Below are 24,063 nucleotides of genomic sequence, written 5' to 3'. Positions count from 1 at the left end.
TTCTTCTTATGGTTAGAATAGCCGTTGCTCAGGCACCTACCAACCTTACCAGCGATATCAGCTTACCATACGATCCACCCACATTCACGTACACGAACTCATCGGTCGGCCCCTATTTTCTAAATCTAACCCAACTGACTAAATCATTTAATTATGCCCGCAGGCAGGAGGAAACGCAGTTGGGATTACCCGCCAATAGCCTGGGCACACTAACGTTGCCCGCTTCGTATTCAACACTTTCGGCTCAGCAACGGAGTCTTTTTCTGGTTAATGCAGAGCGACAGGCGCGGGCAGGCGTTACCTATCCTGTGTCGGGAGCGGTGTTAGGCCTTCCGCTGGAGGGTGTAGAAAGCAACCTGTCAGTGGTTTCGCAGGGGCACGCTTCGAATATGATGACCACCGGCATATTTAGTCACACGATTAGCGGACAAACATCAACAGATCGTATCAATGCCTCATCGACTTTTGCGGGCAGTTGTCATGAGTTTCTGGCAAGAGATGAAAACATATACAAACAATGCCTGTATACATCATCATCCACGCCACCCAGCAACCCTACCTATGCCGCTGACCAAGCCATTTTTTCGTGGTTGTATCAGGATGCTGGAGCTGGCTGGGGGCACCGGGATGCGCTATTGATGCAGAATATCAGTGGCAACCTACCCTCGCCGTCGGCCCCGTCGACAAATGCGTATGACAATAATTATAGCGCAACAACCAGCGAGGGTTTTCTGGGCGTAGGAATTTCCTATGGGAGTGGAAGCAATAGCGTTACAACCGGATTCGGCGGCCTGTGTCCACCTAGCTCAAATACGGCTATTATGACTAAAACGGCTGCTGTAGTTGTGTTTAACTTTGTTGACCCTGCCGCTTCAGGCTGTTCGTATTCGTTGGAGACCAATCCGTTGCCAGTTCATCTGTTATCATTTGTGGGCGCTGCTCGTGAGAACAAAGCGGTGCTGAACTGGACAACCACCTGGGAACAGACCAATCTGGGTTTCGATGTGCAGCGTAGCCACGATGCTCAGGCCTGGGAACCAATCGGGTTTGTAGCCGCTAAAACAGATCTGAGAGACTACAACCTGTATCAGTTCGATGACGAAGATGTCAGTGCAGGCACTACGTATTATTATCGGTTGAAACAGCGGGATTTTGATGGAAAGACTACGTTCTCCTCAATTGTGGCCGTAACGATTCTACCAACAGATGAGCTGGTGTATGTATATCCAAATCCAAGCCCATCCGGTGAGTTCCGGGTGTTTACCTCGCATGCTGCCACGGCGTCGGTTAATCTGTGCGACATACACGGACTGACCTACCCGCTTACGATTCAGGCTGAAAGCGAAACAAAAGTTAAGGTAAACGTCACGTCGACCCTACCTGTGGGCCTATATTGGTTAACCGTAAAAGGGGATAGCCTGCTGCCTGCCAGAACGTTTAGAGTTGTGGTGGGCAACTAACCCTATTCTTCTTTTTTGAATAGTATCTATCGACTCCAAAGTAGCTTGCAAGCTACTTTGGAGTTTTTGTTTTTCTGTAAAAAACTAGTGTAGATAGGTAGGGCGAATGGCCTTCTGTTGTACCTTTCGGGCGATAGTTTCCTCGCCTGGTTCGCCCCTTATCGCACTGCCTGTCTGCGACCTCGGCGACCTGTCCCGACTATCGCTCTGGTTATGGACAATGTAGAATTGCTCTCCCGGATTCAGTTCGCTTTCACCATCGCGTTTCATTATATCTATCCGCCCCTAAGTATTGGTTTAGGCGTTTGCCTGGTTGTAATGGAAGGCCTGTATCTGAAAACAAAAGACAAGATTTATGAAGAGTTGACCCGTTTCTGGGTCCGGATTTTTGCTCTTATTTTCGGCATTGGTGTCGCTACGGGTATTGTTATGGAGTTTGAGTTCGGTACTAACTGGGCTGCCTACTCACGCTACGTTGGCGATATTTTTGGCTCTGCCCTGGCAGCCGAGGGTATTTTTGCGTTTGCACTGGAGTCAGCGTTTTTGGGCATCCTGCTGTTCGGTTGGAATCGGGTGAGCCCACGGGTCCATTTTATGGCAACTGTGTTAGTAGCACTTGGCTCCATTTTCTCCGCCCTCTGGATTGTGGTCGCTAATTCGTGGCAGCAAACGCCTTCCGGCTATCGGATTGAAGGGAAAGGGATGCAGGCCCGCGCTATTGTAACAGATTTCTGGGCCATGGTTTTCAATCCGTCGTCGATTGAGCGTTATTCTCACGTGCTGATTGGGGCTCTACTGGCTGGTTCGTTTCTGGTCTTGAGCGTGAGTGCCTGGTATATCCTGAAAAAGAAATACATCGTTCATGCCGAAGCCGCCTTCCGAATCGCGCTCTGGGTGGCAGCTATATCGTCACTTGCTCAACTGTTTACGGGGAGCAAGTCGGCGGAGGTGGTTACGAAATACCAACCGGCGAAACTCGCGGCCATGGAAGGCCATTTCGAGAAATCAGCACCTGGTGATATGTACCTGATGGGTTGGGTAAATGCGAAGGAGCAGAAAACAACTGGACTTAAAATTCCAGGTGGCCTATCCTTTCTGGTACACCATGACGTCAACGCACCCATTCCCGGACTGAACAGCATCAAACCTGAGAATCGACCGACGGCCATCAACTTCGTATTTCAGACCTACCACCTGATGATTACTATAGGTATGACACTGATTGCGCTGACCTTATTCGCGCTTTTTATGCTCTACCGGGGCAAACTGTTTCAAACGCGCTGGCTCATGGGTGTTTTTGTGTTCTCGGTTCTGCTGCCTCAAGTTGGCAATCAGGTAGGCTGGTACACGGCCGAAGTCGGTCGGCAACCCTGGGTCGTTTATGGGCTATTGCGTACCTCAGATGCGCTCTCGCAGGCCGTCAAAGCTGAGCATGTTCTGGCGTCGCTTATTATGTTCACGTTTATTTACGTCATGTTGTTTGGCCTGTTTCTGTACTTGCTCAACAAGAAAATCCAGCACGGTCCTGATGTGGCTTCGGACGATGAAACGTCTTCCCGCATGAATCCGTCAATGTTGCCAATCCTTAATGAGTGAAAGAGCGCATAACTTTCGGTTGGAACTCCCACTCTTTCACTCATTCATTCTTTCACTCTTTCTCCTATTACCTATGGATACCGTTCTCGGAATTGATCTTCCTACCTGGTGGTTTTTGCTGATTGGCGCGCTCATCAGCGGATATGGCATTTTAGATGGCTTCGACTTGGGCGCGGGGGCCTTGCATCTGTTTTTTCGGAAAGAACAGAGCCGACGAATTGCGCTCAATGCCATTGGACCGGTTTGGGATGGTAACGAAGTCTGGCTGGTTATTGGGGCTGGTTCGCTGTTTGCGGCTTTCCCGCTGGTGTATGGTACCATTCTGTCGGTGTTTTATTTGCCGTTTATGTTGTTTCTGGTGGCCATTATTTTTCGGGGTATCTCGATTGAATTTCGGAGTAAGGAAAAAATGAAATGGTGGCATCAACTGTGGGATGTCAGTTACTGCGTATCCAGTACAGTCATTTCGCTCTTGCTGGGATTGATTTTGGGTAATCTGATTCAGGGTATTCCGCTCAATGCCAACCACGAATTTGTCGGGCGACTGCGCGATTTTTTCAACCCCTACGCCATCCTGATTGCCGTTACGGTGCTGTCGCTGTTCATGATGCATGGTGCCATGTATCTGCTCATGAAAACCGAAGATCGGCTGTACGCCAAGCTAACGATCATTGCCAATAACACCAGCAAGTTTTTTATTCTGTGTTTCATGGCTACGTCGATGGCTACGCTCATATATGTACCGCACATGACGGCCATTTTCAAGGCATATCCAGAGCTGTTTGCGCTAGGGATTGCCGCCGTTTTAATCGTCCTGAATATCCGTCGGAGTATTGAAAAGCGACAATATCGACGTGGTTTCATCTCCTCGTCCGTCACGACGGCTTTATTGCTGATTCTGTTTGCGATGGGGCTCTACCCAAACCTGGTTCTCTCGAATATCGACCCGAAAGGCAGCATTAGCATTTACGAAGCGGCTTCGTCGGATGGCTCCCTGCGGACGATGCTCCTGTTTGCGGCTATCGGGATGCCGCTAGTTGCCACTTATACGGTTTTCATGTTCTGGACCTTTCGCGGGAAGGTGAAACTGGAGGAACATAGCTATTGACGGTTAGAACCCCTATTGTCCAGTGATTTTATAACCCAAAAAAATGGGCAAAATCAGTAGGACTTAGTATCTGTAATGTAGGAAATGGTAATGTTTTGAATAGATCGAAGTGCTTGTCATAGGTTACCAAGCCATGAGCGTTAGCTGATAGCGCTAAGTCTGAAAATTTATTATCATCGGGATCTACCTCGATTAAATTCCAACGATAATAAGGTTCGTGAAACAGCACATTGGTCGCACTGCATAAAATATCGAGTACATAGTCCGCCGTATTAGTTGAATAAAACTCTGTAAGCTTTTCGGCGTACTCATCCAATACTTCAGTACTGACTACCCAATTGAATTTTTTAGCATCAAATGCTTCGTAAATGTAAAACTCGCTATTTCTACGATTGATGGTTGCAATTAGAACATTGGTGTCAATAACTAGTGAAGGGAGTACCGTTTTGGTAGAAGAAATCATTGCTGATTAGATTGGGTGCGGTGATGTTGATTCCGAAGTTTTTCATAATCGACTTCAGTAATGTTCTTTTCTACAACAACTTTATCAACTTCAGCAAAAAGCTTTTCGGCGTAATGCTTTGCTAATAAATTTCTAATCTCGACAGACTCTTCGTAGCTCATTTGTCGATTAAATAATCGTAACAAGCTCAATTGTACGTCATTAAGGCCTGTTGATGGTTGCATAGTTGTACTGGTTTTGTTGGCTCAATCTATAACAAATTTATCATTTCCTCTGATTCTTTTCAGTACAAGAAGGGTGTAAATCGCTCTTGAATCAGTTTTAGCTTAACGCTCTGGTCGCTATCTATACCGTGTTCATATTCTGGACGTTCCGCATGAAGGTGAAACTGGAGGAACATAGCTATTGACGGCAGTCGTCGTACCTTTAGGCGCAAACCACCAAAAACAAAACCTAGATGGACGTAAAAGATAGCAACGGTACTATCCTTGCTGAAGGCGATTCGGTAAAATTGATTAAGGATTTAAAGGTGAGAGGTTCGTCGTCGACGTTGAAACGAGGAACGGTCGTAAAGAACATTCGTCTCACAGGGGATTTTGAGGAGATTGAAGGGCGCGTGGAAAAGACGGTGATGGTGTTGAAGACTATGTTTTTGCAGAAAGTTTAAGTACTGGTTATTTAAGTTACGCCTGGTCAAGAAGCCAGGCGTTTTTGTCGTATAGGGAGAGGTTTACAGCCGCCCAAGGGCTCTATAAGTTGGTCTTTTTGCGTCCTAAAACCAAGTATGGGGTAATCCAGAAAAGCTTCTACCAAATTTTGGTTAGTGGTGCAGGAGAAACGTATTATTTTTATTAGTGTAGCCGACATCTGAATACTTAGGACCTTCCAGCCAAACTAACCTCCTGCTGGTGCTCCTTAATATAATCAGCCTTTACGATCGTAGCGGTTTTATGATCGCCGGTATGGCTCCAGCCAGGCGGCATGAAGATGTAGAGGATTTTATTTTTAAGACCGGGTGCTCTGTAAACATCCTTGCCCAGGGCGACAATTTCGCCAAAATAGGCATCTAGAAAATCTCCCTTTTTCATGGGACGGCTGATGCCGTATTCGATTTCCATATTCTGTTTTTCATCCTGTAAGGTGCCAAATGCCCGATCCCAGATATTGAGCAGATTGCAGAAGTTGGTATCCATATACAACGGATTGCGAGCGTGGTGTACGCGGTGATGCGAGGGCGTGAGAATATACTTATTCAGGAAGCCCAGACGTCCGTCTTTCAGTAAATTTTCGCCGATATGGATAAAGGCGCCCCAGGTTCCGTCGATGAACATGATCAGGAAAAGCAGGGGAGGATTTACGCCCAGCAGAATACAAATGGTGGTGCGAATAATATCGGCATACGGCGCTTCGAGGAAGAAGTGCGCATAGGTTACCGAGAGGTTCATGTATTCCGGCGCGTGGTGCGTTGAGTGCAGGCACCAGAACAGCCGGACTTTATGCCCAAAATAATGGTAGACGAAATGGGCTAGTTCCCAAACTACGTAACCATACACAAACCAGTACCAGGTGAGTGTAGTCTTGAAAATCGCATAAGGCTCAAATAAGCCGATGCAAAAGGCGACCATCGCAATAGAAAGGAAGCTTGATATAAAGCGGTTCAGAATGTACGTGAACAGGGAGATTTTGTATTGGGAATGTGAATAGCGCCGGTAAAACAGGCCCCGAATAATCTCGATCAGCAGCAAGACCGGAATGGCTGGCCTTAAAAAAGCCTGAATGCCTTTCTGAGTCAGTAACGCTTCATAATGCTGTGTTCGAATGATTTCCCAAAGTTGGTCAAACCCCCAAAAGGTGGTGAATTCTTTGTAAAGGATCTCGAAAATGTTCATGATGTACAGCGGGTTTCCGGTAGAGATGATCTGGACTCAGTTCAGCACAAAATAGCTCCAACCAGGATAAACAACTTTTGTGTGAATTTATACCGTTCATCGTCTAGGAGTGTCCCTTGTAGTCGACTATCCCGCCATACCTTCCCGCTCACCCCGTCGTAACGCATTCACCAGATTATGCGCCCGTCGCGTGGGCTCGGGAATTCGGTAGCCACCGTCGCACTGGAGAGTAAGCGCAATAGCTGTTTGTAAATCAATCAAATTGCCGGGTGATACATAAACCGGATTGACTTTATTTTTGGTCCGCAAAGCCGCGCCGATAACTTCCCCATAATGTCGCATCGGCGACCAGTTGCCGCGCTCCAGGGCTGGTTCTTCATATTTGCCCACTAGTACCGATTTGCCGCAGCCAAACGTTGGCCGGTTCAGGAACAGTCCGGCGTGCGAGGCAATCCCAATTCGGCGTGGGTGGGCAGTACCGTGACCATCGAACATGACCACATCAGGTTCGATGGTTAGTTTCTGCCAGGCCTGGAGCAATGAAGGGATTTCGCGGAAAGAAAGTAAGCCCGGAATGTAAGGGAACGGTGCCGTACTCACAACGCCCGTTTCTTCGATAGTTTCCAGCGTATCTAATTGTAGTACTACAATGCCCGCATAAACCGTTTCTTCAAACTTATTGAACGAAATATCGCAGCCCGCAATGGTTTTGGGTGGTTCGGCCAACGGCTCAATCCGTATCTGTGAGCGCAATTGCTGTTGTAATGCGACGGCTTCGGTGGGCGAAACGTTCCAATCGTGAAGAGACTGATAGCTGGCCATGAGTTAAGGAGTTTGTTACATAACACCGGCCGTGGGGCAACGGTTATCAGGGTATTTTTCTGACAGGATTTACAGGATGAACAGGATTGGTTAGACAAAATAATCCTGTTCATCCTGTAAATCCTGTCTATTTATCCTGCTCGCGGATCAATTTCTTCACAAACTCTAGTATACTGCTTGTATGGGTTAACACATCATCAATACGAATAGAGACCTCATAATCCGGCATTGTACCACGCCCTTTGGTGGCAATGTCGCCAACGGCGTTGTTGTAATACACGAGCGGTGTGCCAACATAAATTTTAGAATGAGGTAGTTCAAGGTGGACAAAACTGCCACCATTGCCCCCTTCGTAAGCGCCCCCCGATTCTTCGCCTATAAATACGCCTACCTTGTTGGCATGGGCTACGGCCAGAAATTCAGAGGCCGTTGACGCACTTCGTCCATTCATGCAAATGTATACCCGCCCCCGGAATCGATTGGGTTTGGGCGCGTACCGTTTTGGCTGGCCACCAGCATCGCCTTGCTTGAGCGTAAACGTGCCATCGGGTTCAGGAATCAGTTCATTTTTAATATTTTTTCGGTCAGCCTCCGACAAATCCGAGAATTGGATGAACTCCGAATCTGAGTTGTCGGTAATGCTATGCTGGCGGGTATAATAAGCAACTGCCGTGTCCGACTTCATCAAATAGGTAAACAGTTCGATACCCTGACTATCCCATCCCCCCGAATTATTATTGAGGTCTAGAATCAGATTCTGGGTATGTTTCTTTTCCATCTTCGCCAGACTCTTGTCCATAAATTCCCGGAATCGGACAACGGCGGTTTCGTTACTTGTCGCGCCTTCGCCCCCAAAGGCGTCAAGTCGTAAATAGGCAGTTTGGGCAGGCTCTTTTAAAAATGATAGGCGCCAGGGGTGTTTCTGTTTCTTGTTATACCACGCCATCATTTGCTTATTGACCCCATTCTTCTTGTAGAATCGTAACGATGTTCCAAAAGGTTGCGCCGGAACAATAGCCTGAATTGTATCGCCCGATAACGTCTTGAATGTCAGGGTAAATGTATCGGGTTGATCGACGAACCAGTAGTAAAATAGCGTAAACAATTGCCCTTGTAAGGCCGCCTGTTTCGACGTTTGGATATACCCATCGTCCCAGTGATACCGATAAAGAATCTGCCGGATACGATCCATTGATTGCCCGTTGATACTCAGAAGTTCAAAGCCGGGCTTGATGGCTTCATTAGGCGTTCCATTGAACAACACATACGAGCGGTTCTGAATGGGAAATAGGAAAAGCGGAAATGTTTTCCACTGACGATTGAATGGCTGTTCCCAGTCTTTTGCGGGAAGTGAATAGGTATGCGCGCAGCGAATGTCGGCAATGAGTGCTTCAATTGTTCGGTAAAAATCGTAGAAGGGGAGAGGTTTGGTAAACGTGTTTCCAAGGCTATCCAGCCTGGTTTGCATGGCCGCTTTGGGCGTGTAGCGATACAAACCCGGATGTGTTTCTTCCAGCAGTCGGCGGAGGTAGCGGAAATCGGCCTGCATATCGGCCGGTTGCAGGATTTTGGTTTTTAAAGAATCGGTTTGTGGCTGAGCTTGGAGTGAGCAGGTAATAAGGAAAAGTAAGAGACTATAGATGAATTTCATGTTTTATTGGTTAGCGCTCAGAAATGGTTTAGAAGACGAAATCGCTTACAATCGTTTCGCCACCAGGTCTCCATTTTGATGAACGACGACCTGGGTAACTCGTCCGTTAGCATCTTTCTGGAAAGTCAGTTGCGCGTTGACGACCTTAAGGAAAAAGTCGGTTTCGCTGGATGGGAAAATCTCAAATCGCTCCTGGCCTGTTACTTGTAGAAATAGCCTTTTCTGCTCGAACGTAATCGCTAAAATTCGCTTCGGATCAAGCTGGTACTTGCCTACATATTGCGCTAACAGGGTTTCGCTAACATGAACCGTTTTAAAACTAACTGGCAGTTGGTAAGGCATACCGTACGTAATAAACAGTAAATCTTTGACCATTGGCTCCAGGGTGGTCATATCTGATGTATCGTCGACATTGGCAAGCATAATCAGGGTGACATCATCCTCGGGAATGAGGATGATGAAGGTCGCGAATCCGGGAAGGTTACCGTTCTGAAATACCAGCTTTTTTCGGTTTACGAAATAATTGATACCCCAACCTTGGCCCCAGTTTCCGGGTTTAATGGGCGTAAATGCCAAGGCTTGGGAAACGGGTTTTAACAATTGACTGGCCCGTATCGCCTGTGCCCAACGGTACAAATCACCCACCGAACTATACATGCCTCCGGCAGCATAAGCCGCTGTTGAATCCAGTGGTCGAACGGCTACTAAAACAGAGTCTTTCCAGTACGTATAGCCCGTTGTTTTATCCGGTCTTTTTAAGTTGATAAAATCAAAGCCCGTTCGCGTAAGTTGAAGCGGATTGATAAACTGCTCCCGAATGACGGTCTCAAACGGTTTTTGCGTTACTTTTTCAATAATCAGACCCAGTAAAAAGTACCCGGAATTCGTATAATTGACCTGCTTCCCCGGTTTGTTCTTTAATGGCTTGTCTTTGAATGTAGAAAGCACGCGTTCTTTCGTAACGGGGCGGGTAAATTCCAGACTGTCCTTGCCGTAGAGAACACTTTTATAGTCGTAAATCCCTGAGGTATGGGCAAATAACTGCTCGATTGTGATCTGATCGCCATTGGGGTAATCGGGCAGATATTTGCTCAGCTTGTCTTTGACAGCCAGCTTTTTCTCTTCCTGCAATTGCAGAATAGCCTCGGCTGTAAATGTTTTGGTAACTGAACCAAGCTGGTAAATGCTGCTCGTATCGTTTGGGATTTTAGCACCCTCATTTCGCCAGCCATATCCTTTTTGGAGAAGAACTGCGCCCTTTTGTGCTACCAATATGGTACCATTGAATCGGTGCAGATTGGCGGCTACGGTTAGGTATTCGTCAAGTTTTTCAGTTGTTGTTTTGACAGGTTGGGCGTTGAGCGAGCCCGTAAGGCAAACAAGAACACCCCACAATGAACGTTTCATAGCACGTGTTTTTTGCCCAAAACAAGGCCAAAATCATGCACATATCTACTCAAATCCTGATTTGAGAGGAGTTTTTCTGTTGGAATACGTATTCACCAGGCGATATCCCCGTCAGTTGCTTGAAGGTTCGCTGGAAAGTAGCCTGCGAATTGAAGCCACAATCGAAGGCAATGCCGGTAAGGGTCAAATGCTCATAAGCCGGATTGGTTAGCCGTTGCTTGACTTCTTCGACCCGGTATTCATTAATAAAGCTGTTGAAATTCTTGTGTAGATGCTGGTTCAGGATGGCCGAAATCAGTTTGGGCGGAAGTTGCAGATGTCGGCCTAATTTGTCGACACTTAGATCAGGATATAAAAAGAGCTTTTCCTGTTCCATTGCACTCGATAGCGCGTTAATGACCTGCTCAACGGTTTGGGAAGAGAGTTCAGTACTGGTTGACTTAGTAGTTAATTTATCAACGCTTTCTGAACGTGTATGCAGGTAGCCTTTGAAACCTAACCAGTAAATCAGGATTGCAATGGGAATGTAAATTGGATACCAGCCAAAGCGATCCAGTAAAGGACCGCGTGAAAAAGGAATAATATAAGGGACTAAGTGAATAAACCAGATGACCTGAAAAGCTAGAAATACATGAACAAACTGCCAGAGCCAGCGCATAGACTGGAGTTGACCTGCCTGCTGATTTGGCATAGCTAGTTGATACTGAAAAAGTGTACGTCTAGCCAGGAACAGATAAATTGTAGCCGAAATCCAGCGGGGAATATCAACATACATATCGTATTCGTCCATTACATTTCCCCAACGAGGGCCAGTTTTCTGCTCAAAAAATCCAAGCAGCATACCAATAATGAAAACCCACCCTATGAATTTCGAGCCTATATCCAGAACAGTTGGATAAAAATGACGTCGTTCGGTTTTGCCAAATTGAAAAGTCGGATCCAGCATCGACTTTGTATAAAAGTAAACGAGCGGCCCAATGGGCATGGCAATAATAAGCGGAATTAAATCCAGCACGAATATTACCCAGCGATTCGTAATTGGATTCCCTACCACAAAACTCATAGAGGCCAATAAGCCAATGAGTGCGGCCAGTAACCGGTTCGATAAGCGATGCCCTTTTTTGTTTGTCCACAGCAACGTGGCCAGAATAAATCCCTGGAGTGAGCCAAGCAATAAGATCAGGTCAAGCGGGGCAATGGTCATGGGTGAAGGTGGCTAAGTAAGCTTAATCCACAATCTTCACTCGTATTCGGTGCGGGGCTACACTGGTACCGCCAAAATAAAGGCCGGTATTATAGGCAAACGACTTGTTGTGCGTAAAGGGTACCGTTTTGCCGCCTAAAACTTGATAAACTTTTCGATCGTAGTCGATCTTGATCGTTAGTTTGGTTGGCGTATTGATGGCAACTTCGGCCACTTTAAAATCAATTCGCTGGCCTTCTACATAGATGTACGCACCGAGGTCAATGCGTTGACGCTGAGCGTTCCAGCGCCAGCCTACCCGTGCACCATCCACCTGATGAGGAGGTACGCCATCCAGCGGTTGGTCTTTGGAGCCTACAAAGCCTACTCCAATTACTTTATTCCAATCGTCGGCATCAACGGCCCCAACGTCGTAAATACAGCTACTATCGAACGTAACCGTTGCCGATACTTCACTGGGGCTGATGAGTAACCCAAATTTACGGGCGGGACTCGGCTCGTGTTCACCCGCTTCAATGACGACCCAGTCTGAGTCCGATAATAAAAAATCGGGCACGCACGCGCTCATAAATAGACTAAGGCTAATCAGTAATGCTTTGACTACGAATGGCGTAACGTTTGCGGGAGAGTCGAAACGGAGCATAGGATCTGACGTAAGTACACGCTTTGGTATGCAAATAACGCTATAAATCAATGGAAGTGTATCCCGTTGGCTCAGAGTGGGTGAACGATGGGCACAAACCGGTTTTACGACTTTGCGCAACATTTCGTATTTTACAGCATCATTAGACCCTAAAGGGTAATTTCCTCATCTATGCCATCTTCCTCTTCCTCCTCTCACCCATTTAGTATACCAATTTATATCTACGCCGTTGTTTTCGCTTCCTTTTGTGTGATCATGGGCCTGCTTTGGGACATCATGTGGCACATGAGTATTGGGCGCGATGGTTTGTTTGCTCCTCCACACATGGTTATTTATGTGGGCGGCCTGGTAGCCGGTTTGTTTTCGGCTTACCAGATTCTAAATCTGACATTAACTAAAAGCCACCCAGGCAGAGCCGATGCCGTACCGTTCTGGGGCGTTTTTTACGGCCCGTTGGGTGCCATGTTCTGCGTTTGGGGAGCGTTGGCGATGCTGACATCGGCCCCGTTCGACGACTGGTGGCACAACACCTACGGACTCGATGTTCAGATTCTGACCCCTCCGCACACGATTCTGGCTATTGGCATCATGACCTTACAGTTTGGTGCCATCATTGGTACACTGGCGCTGCAAAACCGGTATCGGAACCACACTGAGCTTGTTAATGCTACAGCTACCCGTCTGAAATGGTTATTTGCTATTGCAGCCGGTTTGTTGCTCTCCATGCTGTTTACACTGTTTTCGGAGTCGATGGAGCAGGGCGACAGCCATAGTACGAGCTATTACGTGACAGCGGCTATTGCGTTGCCATTCTACTTGGTTGCTATGGGGAGAGCCTCCCTGCTTCGTTGGCCTATTACGACCATTGCTGGCTTATTTATGTTGTTTTTGCTGATGCCAAGCTGGATAATTCAGCACCTTCCGGCCGTTCCCCGGCTAGGGCCGGTATTGAACCCGATCACGCACTACCAACCCTTCGTTTTTCCACCCCTGTTAGTCATTCCAGGCTTTGTGATGGACTTGATTCTGCATCGCTTCGACAAGGCCGGCACGGGTCGAAAACTAAACGACTGGCTATTGGCCGCTTTGTTGGGCGTCTCATTTTTACTGATACTGTTAGCCGTTCAGTGGCCGGTGGGTACGTTTCTTCAGACATCGCCTTATGCGCGAAATGGCTTCTTTTTGTCCTACTCCTGGACATACAATAGTCCCCCCGATTGGGAGTACCGGTATGCCTTTCCACCCTGGAGCATTCAATCGCCAGCAGACTTTGCCATCGGTTTCGGGAAGGCACTGCTCTATGCGATTCTCTCGGCCCGTGTTGGCTTGTTATGGGGTAACTGGATGAAACGGGTAGCCCGTTGAGTGAGCGTATTAAGGGAAAGAGATCATGAAATTTTTACGAAATGAATCCAACAGTAAGCACTAAACGAATCCACAGCCGAGTCATACGCCTTGCTATAGTCTATTCACTCATTCTATCATTCGCACATTCACTCATTGCAACCGCTCACGTAGGTAGCTCGGGGGTGATTGTGCAGAAACAGGTCGGTAAGTACCAGTTGTTAATTAGCATAAAACCACCTGACGTAGTCCCCGGAACAGCTATGGTTACGGTTTTTGTGGAACAGGGGCGGGTGAGTAGTATCGGCGCGCGACCGATTTATTTTCGTTCGGGCGATAAGGGTGCACCCACGCACGACATTCTGACCCCGACTGGAGCTAATCGGTACGAAGGAGATTTGTGGCTAATGGACTCTGGCTCATCAAGTATTGAGCTGAGTATCGACGGCCCCGACGGTAAACAGCAGGTTGTCGTACCTGTAGTGGCGATGGCAACGGCCCTTCGTGAGATGCCCGAGGGGACCGGTTTCGGATTGGCTGCTATGGGGTTATTGTTGGTGGTTATGCTCGTTACCATTATTGGTGCCAGTAATGCCGATGGCGTACTGGTTCCCGGTGAGAAAACTCCGGCCACACTTCGCCGACGAAGACTGGTGGGTATGGGAGTTGGCCTGGCGGTGGTTGTGTTGATCTTAACCGGCTGGCGGGCCTGGTGGACCAGCACGGCTGAAGACTATCGCGATGTGCAACTGTATCGGCCAACGTCGATTAACACATCGGTTCGTATTGCCAACGCCCAGCGGCAACTGACGATTCAATTTGATACCACTGGCTTTGGAACTGGTCGCAGAACGCGTCGACTATTTAGTTTTCTATTGCCCGATCATGGTAAGCTGATGCACGCTTTTATGGTCAGGATGCCGGGGCTGGATGCCTTTGCCCATTTGCACCCCAACCGCCGGGATACATTAAACTACGAGTCAGCACTACCACCCTTACCCGGTGGTAAATACCTGCTCTATACCGATGTAGTATACCGGAGTGGATTTGCCGAAACAATGACCGATACGGTGGACATCCCTTCTCTGAAGATTACACCTGAAGCTGCAGCCAACGCAAAACCAACTGACCTGGACGATAGCTGGCTGGTAACCGAACCGATGGGTGTAAAAGCCAGCGCGGTAAACGTGCCCCATCTGGACAATGACATGGTGGTGTGTGGTAAACCCGGTGCCAGCGTGAAACTTTCGGATGGCTCTTCGATGATCTGGATGGACAAATCGTCGCAGATTCTGGAAGCAGGAAAACTGTACTCACTAAGATTTGCAGTGGCCGATGCACAGGGGAAAGCAGCCTCGCTGGAACCGTATCTGGGCATGGGTGGTCACGCAGTAATTCTACGCTCCGATGGCACCGTATACATTCACCTGCACCCTGTAGGTACGTACTCAATGGCGGCAGAGGGCTCACTGGTAGGTCGCATCGCCGATACGGCCCGAACATTCCATTACCCGAATGCTGCCCGGTTCAGCGATAGCATTGATACCTACATCGCTAAGCTTAAAACACTGCCCGATGCTGAAAAGAATAAGTTACTGGCGGCAAGTATGCCGGGTATGGCTCATACCATGAAAACGAACAACATGGTTGAGTTCCCCTATGCCTTTCCACGGGCCGGTCATTACCGCATCTGGGTACAGGTGAAGCGGAACGGTCAGGTACTAACGGGCGTGTTCGATACGCAGGTGAATGAACCATTGTTGTAAAAAAACCAGACGGTAACTCATTCAGAATCAGTTTTTGCTGGCGGGATAACCAGATTTTTTGAAATTTTTTTGTGGTCAGGACTTGACAAGCGAAGAAAATAGCCTAATTTTGCATCCACAATTCGCCGAAAGAGTGGCAAATTGTTAAACGCGAAAGTAGCTCAGCTGGTAGAGCGCGACCTTGCCAAGGTCGAGGTCGCGGGTTCGAACCCCGTCTTTCGCTCCACAAAGAGGCACCGAACCCGGTGCTTTTTTTGTAAATGTCTGCTTCGGCAGAAAGGAATGCCGGGATGGTGGAATTGGTAGACACGCCGGACTTAAAGCAATTTGAGTGCGCGAATGGAAATGTTCGCAGTAGAACCGCTTAAATTCGGGGAAACCTTATCGGTGACGATTGGCAATCCCGAGCCAAGCCTACTCACGAAAGTGAGTGTGGAAGGTGTAGAGACTTAACAGGCGGCACCTACGTCACGCCAGTAGCGTGATAAGGTGAAGAGAAAGTCCAGACCACAAATCTTTGCATAGGGCAAAGAGCAGCGAAAGCTGTAGTTGGTACGAAAATCCTGTGGGCCTCAAGCCCGTGCGGGTTCGACTCCCGCTCCTGGTACCAAGTGAACCTCTAATTGTCTGTTAATCAGGCGGTTAGAGGTTTTTCTTTTATATTGCCGAAACCATGCCGAAATTATCCTGTAATTACAGCTCTAGTAAATTAGCTGTGGAGATGCGCAATGTTAGCTTAAGTAGCTGTAAATATCAAGATTGTTTAAAGCATAGAGGGGCCTTTGGTAAGGAAAATGATCAACTTGACTTTAAATCTTAATAGCAGAAAGCCCTGTATCCTAATTGACTTTACAACCCCTGCATTTTCCTCGTAACTCACCCAATCAGCACCACAAATAGCTCGAAATCAACAGATAAAATTTAAATTATTCTGATTCCGCTTGTATTTAAGTTATATTTAAGAAAAATCAGAATACTATGAGTGATCAGGATTTTCAATCCTATGTCGGTTCCTACAAGAATATCGTACACCGGGGACTGGGTGATAAGTACCAGCTACAGGCCCGCAACTTCGAAGTGTTGTTCATTGCGGAGCGCGGTGAATCTATGGGGAACAAAACGGTTATTAAGGCCCTTGCATCCGTTAAATCTCTTTTAGATAGAGCCTTAGTCGATCTAAGCAAAACTACGGAGTTTAGCCGTCTACGACCTCATCTGGTTGGCTGGCAACAGGAGATCGAACTGGCCGACTCAGCTACTAAATTAGGCGCAATTTCTAAACGAGCCAGTGAGATAATGCTATCCCTCGTAGCTTAACGTTTAGATCCTTTTGATTCTATTGCCTTTGACTATCAATACAATAGAATCAAAAGGATCAATAAGGTCCACCAGAATCGGAAGCCCAATCGCTTAGCGAATCAGAACCGATTGGTACATCTCCAGATTCTTGATCACCTCCCCTGTTCCCTTCACTACCGCCTTGAGTGGATCGTCGGCTACGTGAATGGGTAGTTTTGTCTTAGAGGCTAGTCGCTGGTCGAGGCCATGTAGTAAGGCACCTCCACCTGTTAAGTGAATGCCATTGGTGAAGATATCGGCTGATAATTCGGGTGGTGCCATTTCCAGCGCCTTCATCGTGGCTTCTTCGATCTTGGCAATGGATTTGTCGAGACAGTAAGCAATTTCACTATAGGTTACCTTAATTTCTTTCGGGATACCCGTCATCAGGTCACGCCCACGGATTTCGTAATCGGCAGGTGGATTGGCCAGTTCAGGTAAAGCCGAGCCAACCTGCATTTTGATTTGCTCCGCCGACCGCTCGCCAATGAGTAAATTGTGTTCCCGACGCATGTAATCGACAATGTCGCGAGTGAAGACGTCGCCCGCAATGCGGATGGATTGTTCACAAACGATTCCTGATAGCGCAATCACGGCAATTTCCGTGGTGCCGCCCCCAATGTCGATGATCATCGTGCCGTTGGGTTGCGTAATGTCAATGCCTATGCCGATAGCAGCCGCAATAGGTTCATACACCAGATAGACTTCTTTGGCCCCAGCGTGTTCGCAGGAGTCTTTTACGGCTCGTTTCTCTACTTCAGTAATACCGGATGGAATGCACACAACCATTCGGTGAGAGGGGGAGAATAGCTTACTACCTGTTTCCAGCATTTTCACCATTCCCCGAATCATCAGTTCGGCGGCTGTAAAATCGGCAATCACCCCATCTTTCAGGGGGCGAATGGTTTTAATATTCTCGTTGGTTTTTCCATGCATTTGCATGGCCTTATGCCCAATGGCCATCACCTTCCCGGAGATCTTGTCCATGGCAATAATAGAAGGTTCGTCGACTACAATCCGATCATTCTGAATAATCAAGGTATTGGCCGTGCCCAGATCAATGGCAATGTCACTGGTTAAAAAATTAAAAAGTCCCATAGTAAGGTAACGCAGAACACGAGGTGAGCCATACTGATATGGCGAAAGGTTATCCAGGGGGACTAATAAAGGGGAGTACATCTCCGTTAGAGGCCTGCTTAGGAGTAAAGGTACCAGCAAAAGGAACGAAAGATGCTGGAGACTTCCGTTTCATTTAGTTGAACACGCCAGAGGTTGTGTCTAATCTGTCATCTACTGTTTTTGTACCTCACTTTTACGCCTTATTTGTATGTTTACCAATGGATTATAACCGCTGAATAATTGCAAAGACAGGAGGTGATTGTCAAACTCAGAAAAGGGAGTGGGACTGAGCAGAATGGTTATGTTCCCTGTAAAGTGTCATTCCTTTGCAGCTAACCTCCTGCTCCTGATCTATGGGACTGATGTTAAAACGGTTTTTACGTGTTAGGCCATGCCAGTCTGGAGCATGCTCTAACGTATGTGCTGAAACAAAATGCTGTTAATCGCTTGCCTGAAATAGAGCTATGAAACAAGTAGTAAGCAAGATGGAACATGATGAGCTAGTAAAGTATGTAGTTAAAGTAAATAATATAATTTGCGCAGAGGGTGAGGTATGCTTGCCTATGATAAGTTCACCAAAGGAGTTTCTTGAACTATGCTACACGTATTATCGGGAATGGCGTTTTCCAGATGATTATATAGGAAGTATTGTGCTTGAATTGGAAGAAATGTCTTTAGATGAAAGGAAAAATATTCTTAGGCTCTATAAAGACGTCTTAACATATTTATTAAAAGGAAGCTCTTTAAGTAATAGGTATTTTACCCCCGATTTGAAAGAAATGGGTAGACGTATATTTGAATTATCCAGACGTGATGTTTATTTAACGTTAAGTAAATGCGATTACCTGCCTAGTAATCTAAATCTTTCATCTGCTTATGGTATAGATGAAAGACTAATGTATTTAATACGTTGGAAATTATACCTTGACGATTGCTACAGGGAAATCGTCTTTCTACAAAAAATATGCAGATACAAAGGAACCTTAAAGCGTACATGGGAACATCGTTATTCATTATACGAGGATGTTCTAGCGTGGTCATTGTCTAGAAAGAAGTTGAATACCCTTATTAGATCACTTAAAAAGTTCTTTATAAGAGGAACAGACTTAAATGATGTTTTAATAATATTAAGCTCAAGTTCACCGGGTAATATAATCTGGATAGGTAGTACAGAAGCTCTTGTGTATCTCTTTTCCTTAAGTGAGGAAAAGAAATTTATAGGTAATCGTGACTGGAGAGCTGTGCTTGACAATAGGCTGATGTTTTGTAGTAAACAAGGCAATATCATCACTATAAAAAACTTAAATGCAACGGCATATAGATTAAGAAAGAAAGAAGTTAAAACACCTGAGTTTGCCTATATAAGTAAAGTTTTAAGTGAAATTAAGTAAAAAATAGGTTGTTCGTGCCCCCAAGCTTTAATTTATTTCGTTGATATATAGTTAGTTACCTAACATTTGTTTATCTGTGGTGTGCACATTTGCTTTTTATGGGATTTTTTCTATTTTCTTTGCTCTCGTTATAACATTGTTTAGTTAACCGGGCTTGCAAGTCCATTTTTTCACACGTTTTAACCCGTCTGAAAGATGGATACAATTACAATGAGCGAGGCTGATCTCAGCCAGCAATTACAGGAGCATGGGCAACTGTTAGCCCGTATGAAATGGCTATTGGCCGGGCAGAAAGGAGGGAAGTATCAATGATAACGGCTTATTATCGCTTTGAGAGTTTACCTCACTCAGTCCGGACCGCCTACAAGATTAACAGTCGAAGTCGCATTGATTGCGTGGCCGTCTGGAATCCTAAAGGGTATAGGGGGCTAAGCGTCTATCAGAACCCTAAGGGAATGCTATTTTTCTACGTTGTCGAATCGCACGATATCGTAAAAAATAGCTATCAACGGCAAGCCTTCTATACGTTAAGTAATGGGAAACAGAACCTGACAAGCCTTTATTTTGAGCAGCCTGGATATAAGCGGTTCTGTTTTGGCTACCCCAATGCCAAATTATTATTACAGGATGGTACGAAAAATCCTGCTCTTTCGTACCGTCATGATGCCTATTTGTTTATTTGCGACTGGCAACAGCAGGTTATTGAGCTAATAGTTGTGCAGAACGGTAAGCCGTTTATTAAGGCTCTGTATTGTGATCTGATAGGTGGAAACTATGATGGGGAACTTCGGGGGATTAGGGCCAATGTACGCCCATATTATCTTTATAACTGCTTGTAAATGATTAAGACAGAGCAAGGTGGGCGGGAATAACCTGCCTACTTTGCTACCTGCTTACGAGTAAAGATGTTGAGGGCTTTACAACATATGCCCTGTTTCTGAATCTTCTTCTAATTTCTCGGCTGTATCTTTTATGGCTTCTTCAACGGAGTGCGATTGCCGGAGGTCGGAGGCCTGTTTGGTTATTTCGGCCATCGTTTCGTAGTGCTTTTGTAAGACCTGCAATTCCTCTTCGGTCAGGTTCTCGACCGATACCAGGCGGTTACTGGCGCCCTTTGTGGCAGCTATGAGTTCGTTTAGTTTTAACTGCACCGACATCGACTCTTTATTCTGGGCTTTCTGAATCAAAAAGACCATCAGGAACGTAACGATGGTTGTACCCGTGTTGATAACCAGTTGCCAATTCTCCGAATAGTGAAAAAAGGGCCCTGTTATGGCCCAGACAATGACCGTTAAAAAGGCTATGATAAAAGCAGCTGAGCTACCCGTTGCTTTGGTTACTGCCGATGAAAATTTCTCAAAAAAGCCTTTTGAGACAGAGTTGGCTGGAGCTGGTTGCTGCGTTCCCATAATTTCTGTAGTGTATAGCTATGATTAGGATGAATAACCAGCAATGGGTGATAAAGTTGGTGGCTAGGATCGGTTTAATCGGGTATTAACCATCTTTGAGTTGGATAGCTTTCTACCGGATAATAACTTTCGGATGCGGGTGCTACTGGTTTCTCTTTTTTGCCAAATTACTACTTGTACATTTTGCATTGATTCGTATATTTGAAACCGTTGATAAATGTGGATTGCATATAAAGTATTCATTATGAATGCTTTTGTCTTGTTTTTGTCCTGTTTGTTAACTTATTCATCCACCCGTTTCAAAGAGTTGTTCACCTTTTTTTGTCATTCTGCCCAGCCCTGAAAGGATTGGTCATGAATGCCTATGCTGCATGAAAGTTTCGCCTTTGCAACCGTTTCAAATCGTGTATTCGTTGCTGAATCACGAGTTTCTGGGCTATTTAATAGAGGCTTTCGTTGTACAACGTAATAGCCGGGGTGAGCTGACGCTTCAAAATCAAACATTATCGACCCAGAATGTTAGTGAATTTGCCAAAGGCTTAGATGAACGTGATTTTGAACTGGTTAAACTCATCGACAGTATTCAGCAGGATACTATTGTTAAGAAGTTTAATACCCGTAAACTCCCTGCCGTTGATTTTTTTCTGAAAATATATGACTCCCAAAAAGGCGATAAGCTCGTTCAGGAGGCAATAGGGGCCTATTTAGAGACTATAAAAGCGAAGGTAATGGCCCTGCTGCCCGGTAAGCCATTTTATATAATGGGTAACGACGGGAATCCCGCCTGGCAGGCCATCAACTGGATGCCCGAACCAGCACGGGTTCATTTCCATTTCATCCGCAACAGTGATTCGACACACTATTTCCCGATCATTCGTTATCCCATCGGATCGCGTCAAAATGGGGCTGGAGAAGCTACCCAATCCACCGAAACGGAACGCGTCGAGTTTCAGTTTAAGGATGCGCTGATGATTTGCGACGAGCCTGCCTATATGATGGTGGGTAACCGGCTCTATCATTTCAGTAAAAATGTCGATGGTAAAAAGCTGCGGCCCTTCTTCACGAAAAACCACATCGTTATTCCCCGTAACCTCGAACAGCAGTATTACGAGCGGTTTGTTGCACAACTAATTGCCTCATATGACGTATATGCCAAAGGGTTCGAAATTCGGGCTGAGGTGATGGCACCAGTGCCTGTTCTGACCGTTTCGGAAGTTGTGCAGGCAAATCGTCCAGTGCCGGTCGCCCTGTTTCAGTCGGACTCGGATGATGTTGATACGATGGGTAGTGAGGATGAGCATAGTCAGCGGATCATGTTTGATCTGGCGTTTCAATATGGGGATTTTACATTCCGGTTCGATAATTTCGGCCCGTCGGCCAACGTAAGTGTAGAGAAGAAAAACGACGAGTATATTTTTCATAAAATTCGCAGAGATCAGCGCCTAGAGCGGCAAAAGCTGACTTTTCTGCGTGATGCGGGTCTGGACCTACGCCAGGGCCGACTGGCTCTTCCCAAAACGGAGGCTTTTTCGTGGCTATCGAATCATGGCAGGCAGTTAGAGGAAACGGGTTTTCTCCTCAGGCAGGATGCACAGGATACAAAACGGTATTTTCTGGGCTATTCAAGTATTGATGTATCGATTCAGGAGAGCCGCGATTGGTTCGATATTTATGCAAACGTGCGCTTTGGTGAGTTTGAGATCCCTTTCCTGAAACTGCGGAAACTCATCCTGAACAAGAAACACGAGTTCACCCTGCCCAACGGCGAAGTGGCCGTTATTCCGGATGCCTGGTTTACGAAGTATTCAGAATTGTTCGGGTTTATAGAACAGCTCGACGATAGTGATTCGGACGATGCGCGGTTAGTGCTGCAAAAGCACCACCTCGCCCTGGTGCAGGAACTGGAAAGCGATAATCTGGCCACAACCGTGATCAGTCGTAAGCTTGAACGGTTGCGCGATTTTGAGGAAATTGAACAATTCCCGTTGCCGCACCGATTTCGTGGCACCTTGCGACCGTATCAGCAGGCGGGCTATGATTGGATGAATTTCCTGCGGCAATATCGCTTTGGTGGGTGTTTGGCCGATGATATGGGTTTAGGAAAAACCGTTATGACCCTGGCTATGCTCCAGGGCCAAAAGGAAGCTGGCGTTATAGAGCCCAGTTTGCTCGTAATGCCGACATCCTTACTGTATAACTGGGAACTTGAAGCCCGTAAGTTTACGCCTGATCTGCGTATTATGGTATATACGGGTACCTATCGGGATAAAAATACAGCCCAGTTTGATGATTACGACCTGATTCTGACATCCTACGGCATTGTACGGATCGACATTGATCTGTTGAGCAATTACCGATTTAATTATGTTATTCTGGATGAATCTCAGGCGATTAAAAATCCTTCATCGCACATCACCAAAGCCGTTAGGCAGCTCAATACGGCGTTTCGACTCATTCTGACCGGTACCCCGCTCGAAAACAGTACGCTCGATCTTTGGTCGCAAATGTCGTTTATCAATCCCGGCTTGCTGGGTAGCCAATCATTCTTTCGGAATGAGTTTCAGATACCCATCGAGAAGCGTCATGACGATGCTAAAACAGGACGATTGTACAGTCTGATCAAGCCATTCATGCTTCGGCGTAACAAGGCGCAAGTGGCAACAGATTTGCCCGAAAAAGTCGAAAGTGTGCTTTATTGCGAAATGACACCCGACCAGGAAACCCAGTATGAGGAAGCCAAATCCTATTATCGGAACCTGATTCTGGAGCATATTGAAGAGGAAGGAATGGCGAAGTCGCAGATGATTGTGCTCCAGGGCCTGACCAAACTCCGGCAGATTGCCAACCACCCCCGTATGGTCGATGCCGATTATGAGGGTGATTCAGGGAAATTAGATGATGTGCTGATGCGCCTGGAGAGCGCTATGACCGAAAATCATAAGGTGCTGGTCTTTAGTCAATTCATTAAGCACCTCAACGTTGTACAGCAGTATCTGAAAGAAAAGAAGATCAAATATGCCTACCTGGATGGTTCAACGACGGATCGACAGAGCCAGGTCCAACTGTTTCAGACCGACGATTCGGTGAAATTATTTCTGATTTCGCTAAAAGCCGGTGGGCTAGGCCATAATCTAACCGCTGCCGATTACGTGTTTATTCTGGATCCCTGGTGGAATCCGGCCATCGAGGCTCAGGCCGTTGACCGGGCGCACCGGATTGGTCAGCAAAAAACGGTGTTCACGTACAAATTCATTGCCAAAAACACCGTCGAAGAAAAGATACTTTCCTTGCAACGTGCCAAGCAACAACTCGCCGGGAGCCTGATTTCAACCGAAGAAACCTTTATGAAGTCGCTTACCCGCGAGGATATTATGGTCTTGCTGGAGTAGTACCCAAAATAAAATCAGGGATTCTGCGGGACGATATGGACTTACGTTAGTTATCTGTCTGGTA

The 24,063-nt window shown here is 46.5% G+C and carries 20 protein-coding genes and 1 tRNA gene; 11 read left to right on the top strand and 10 right to left on the bottom strand.

The genetic code is table 11. From position 1 onward, the window contains the following. Positions 1-8 precede the first annotated feature (8 nt). The 3 genes from EXU85_RS32115 to cydB all read left to right on the top strand — a co-directional run bounded on the left by EXU85_RS32115 (position 9) and on the right by cydB (position 4,164). Complete coding sequence (locus EXU85_RS32115) at positions 9-1,460, top strand: hypothetical protein (RefSeq protein WP_168207906.1); 1,452 nt, start codon at positions 9-11, stop codon at positions 1,458-1,460. Between the two features lie 213 nt (positions 1,461-1,673). Next, positions 1,674-3,056: a cytochrome ubiquinol oxidase subunit I gene (locus EXU85_RS32110; RefSeq protein WP_142775994.1), complete on the top strand. Its 1,383-nt coding sequence runs from the start codon at positions 1,674-1,676 to the stop codon at positions 3,054-3,056. Between the two features lie 73 nt (positions 3,057-3,129). Continuing rightward, positions 3,130-4,164 (top strand): cytochrome d ubiquinol oxidase subunit II, encoded by a 1,035-nt coding sequence (cydB, locus tag EXU85_RS32105; RefSeq protein ID WP_142775993.1) that lies wholly within the window; start codon positions 3,130-3,132, stop codon positions 4,162-4,164. 28 nt (positions 4,165-4,192) lie between these two features. Here cydB and EXU85_RS32100 read toward each other — a convergent pair whose 3' ends face one another. Both EXU85_RS32100 and EXU85_RS32095 read right to left on the bottom strand, forming a co-directional pair. After that, on the bottom strand, positions 4,193-4,627 hold the full coding sequence (locus EXU85_RS32100; protein ID WP_142775992.1) for a putative toxin-antitoxin system toxin component, PIN family: 435 nt from the start codon (positions 4,625-4,627) through the stop codon (positions 4,193-4,195). Further along, complete coding sequence (locus tag EXU85_RS32095) at positions 4,624-4,851, bottom strand: hypothetical protein (RefSeq protein ID WP_142775991.1); 228 nt, start codon at positions 4,849-4,851, stop codon at positions 4,624-4,626. The genes EXU85_RS32100 and EXU85_RS32095 overlap by 4 nt, the downstream gene beginning before the upstream one ends. A gap of 233 nt (positions 4,852-5,084) precedes the next feature. Between EXU85_RS32095 and EXU85_RS32090 the strand changes: the two genes are divergently transcribed. Beyond that, the gene (locus tag EXU85_RS32090) at positions 5,085-5,294 is read left to right on the top strand and encodes an alkylphosphonate utilization protein (protein WP_142775990.1); all 210 of its coding nucleotides are present in this window, start codon (positions 5,085-5,087) and stop codon (positions 5,292-5,294) included. 208 nt (positions 5,295-5,502) lie between these two features. Here EXU85_RS32090 and EXU85_RS32085 read toward each other — a convergent pair whose 3' ends face one another. The 6 genes from EXU85_RS32085 to EXU85_RS32060 all read right to left on the bottom strand — a co-directional run bounded on the left by EXU85_RS32085 (position 5,503) and on the right by EXU85_RS32060 (position 12,243). Then, the gene (locus EXU85_RS32085; protein ID WP_142775989.1) at positions 5,503-6,516 is read right to left on the bottom strand and encodes a sterol desaturase family protein; all 1,014 of its coding nucleotides are present in this window, start codon (positions 6,514-6,516) and stop codon (positions 5,503-5,505) included. 126 nt (positions 6,517-6,642) lie between these two features. After that, complete coding sequence (gene nfi, locus EXU85_RS32080; protein WP_142775988.1) at positions 6,643-7,338, bottom strand: deoxyribonuclease V; 696 nt, start codon at positions 7,336-7,338, stop codon at positions 6,643-6,645. 127 nt (positions 7,339-7,465) lie between these two features. Beyond that, complete coding sequence (locus EXU85_RS32075; RefSeq protein WP_142775987.1) at positions 7,466-8,989, bottom strand: S41 family peptidase; 1,524 nt, start codon at positions 8,987-8,989, stop codon at positions 7,466-7,468. Between the two features lie 45 nt (positions 8,990-9,034). Further along, positions 9,035-10,396 (bottom strand): serine hydrolase, encoded by a 1,362-nt coding sequence (locus EXU85_RS32070; RefSeq protein WP_142775986.1) that lies wholly within the window; start codon positions 10,394-10,396, stop codon positions 9,035-9,037. A 49-nt stretch (positions 10,397-10,445) separates the two neighbouring features. Next, complete coding sequence (locus EXU85_RS32065) at positions 10,446-11,600, bottom strand: AraC family transcriptional regulator (RefSeq protein ID WP_142775985.1); 1,155 nt, start codon at positions 11,598-11,600, stop codon at positions 10,446-10,448. A gap of 22 nt (positions 11,601-11,622) precedes the next feature. After that, the gene (locus EXU85_RS32060; protein WP_142775984.1) at positions 11,623-12,243 is read right to left on the bottom strand and encodes a hypothetical protein; all 621 of its coding nucleotides are present in this window, start codon (positions 12,241-12,243) and stop codon (positions 11,623-11,625) included. A gap of 171 nt (positions 12,244-12,414) precedes the next feature. On the opposite strand from EXU85_RS32060, the gene EXU85_RS32055 reads away from it, so the two are divergent. From EXU85_RS32055 to EXU85_RS32040, 4 genes are all read left to right on the top strand, one after another. After that, positions 12,415-13,608 carry a hypothetical protein gene (locus tag EXU85_RS32055; protein WP_142775983.1) on the top strand — a complete coding sequence of 398 codons (1,194 nt, stop codon included), beginning with the start codon at positions 12,415-12,417 and terminating at the stop codon, positions 13,606-13,608. Positions 13,609-13,649: 41 nt separating this feature from the next. After that, positions 13,650-15,353: a hypothetical protein gene (locus EXU85_RS32050; RefSeq protein ID WP_142775982.1), complete on the top strand. Its 1,704-nt coding sequence runs from the start codon at positions 13,650-13,652 to the stop codon at positions 15,351-15,353. Between the two features lie 150 nt (positions 15,354-15,503). Next, a tRNA-Gly gene (locus tag EXU85_RS32045) sits at positions 15,504-15,579 on the top strand. Between the two features lie 752 nt (positions 15,580-16,331). After that, entirely contained in the window at positions 16,332-16,670 is a 339-nt protein-coding gene (locus EXU85_RS32040; protein WP_142775981.1) for a hypothetical protein, read from the top strand. A 93-nt stretch (positions 16,671-16,763) separates the two neighbouring features. Here EXU85_RS32040 and EXU85_RS32035 read toward each other — a convergent pair whose 3' ends face one another. Next, entirely contained in the window at positions 16,764-17,789 is a 1,026-nt protein-coding gene (locus EXU85_RS32035; protein WP_142775980.1) for a rod shape-determining protein, read from the bottom strand. Between the two features lie 485 nt (positions 17,790-18,274). On the opposite strand from EXU85_RS32035, the gene EXU85_RS32030 reads away from it, so the two are divergent. Both EXU85_RS32030 and EXU85_RS32025 read left to right on the top strand, forming a co-directional pair. Continuing rightward, complete coding sequence (locus tag EXU85_RS32030) at positions 18,275-19,201, top strand: hypothetical protein (protein ID WP_142775979.1); 927 nt, start codon at positions 18,275-18,277, stop codon at positions 19,199-19,201. Positions 19,202-19,509: 308 nt separating this feature from the next. Next, entirely contained in the window at positions 19,510-20,040 is a 531-nt protein-coding gene (locus EXU85_RS32025; protein ID WP_168207905.1) for a hypothetical protein, read from the top strand. A 78-nt stretch (positions 20,041-20,118) separates the two neighbouring features. On the opposite strand, the gene EXU85_RS32020 is transcribed toward EXU85_RS32025, so the two are convergent. Next, positions 20,119-20,610, bottom strand: coding sequence for a low affinity iron permease family protein (locus EXU85_RS32020; protein ID WP_142775977.1), 492 nt, complete (start codon positions 20,608-20,610; stop codon positions 20,119-20,121). 371 nt (positions 20,611-20,981) lie between these two features. Between EXU85_RS32020 and EXU85_RS32015 the strand changes: the two genes are divergently transcribed. After that, a complete protein-coding gene (locus EXU85_RS32015) occupies positions 20,982-23,999 on the top strand; it encodes a DEAD/DEAH box helicase (protein WP_142775976.1) in 3,018 nt (1,005 codons plus the stop codon). Positions 24,000-24,063 lie beyond the last annotated feature (64 nt).

Origin of the sequence: Spirosoma sp. KCTC 42546 (assembly GCF_006965485.1) — a bacterium.
In the GTDB taxonomy this organism is placed as follows: Bacteria; Bacteroidota; Bacteroidia; order Cytophagales; family Spirosomataceae; genus Spirosoma.
The sequence above is the reverse complement of the archived record's forward strand: the minus strand, read 5'-3'. Positions and strand labels throughout refer to the sequence as shown.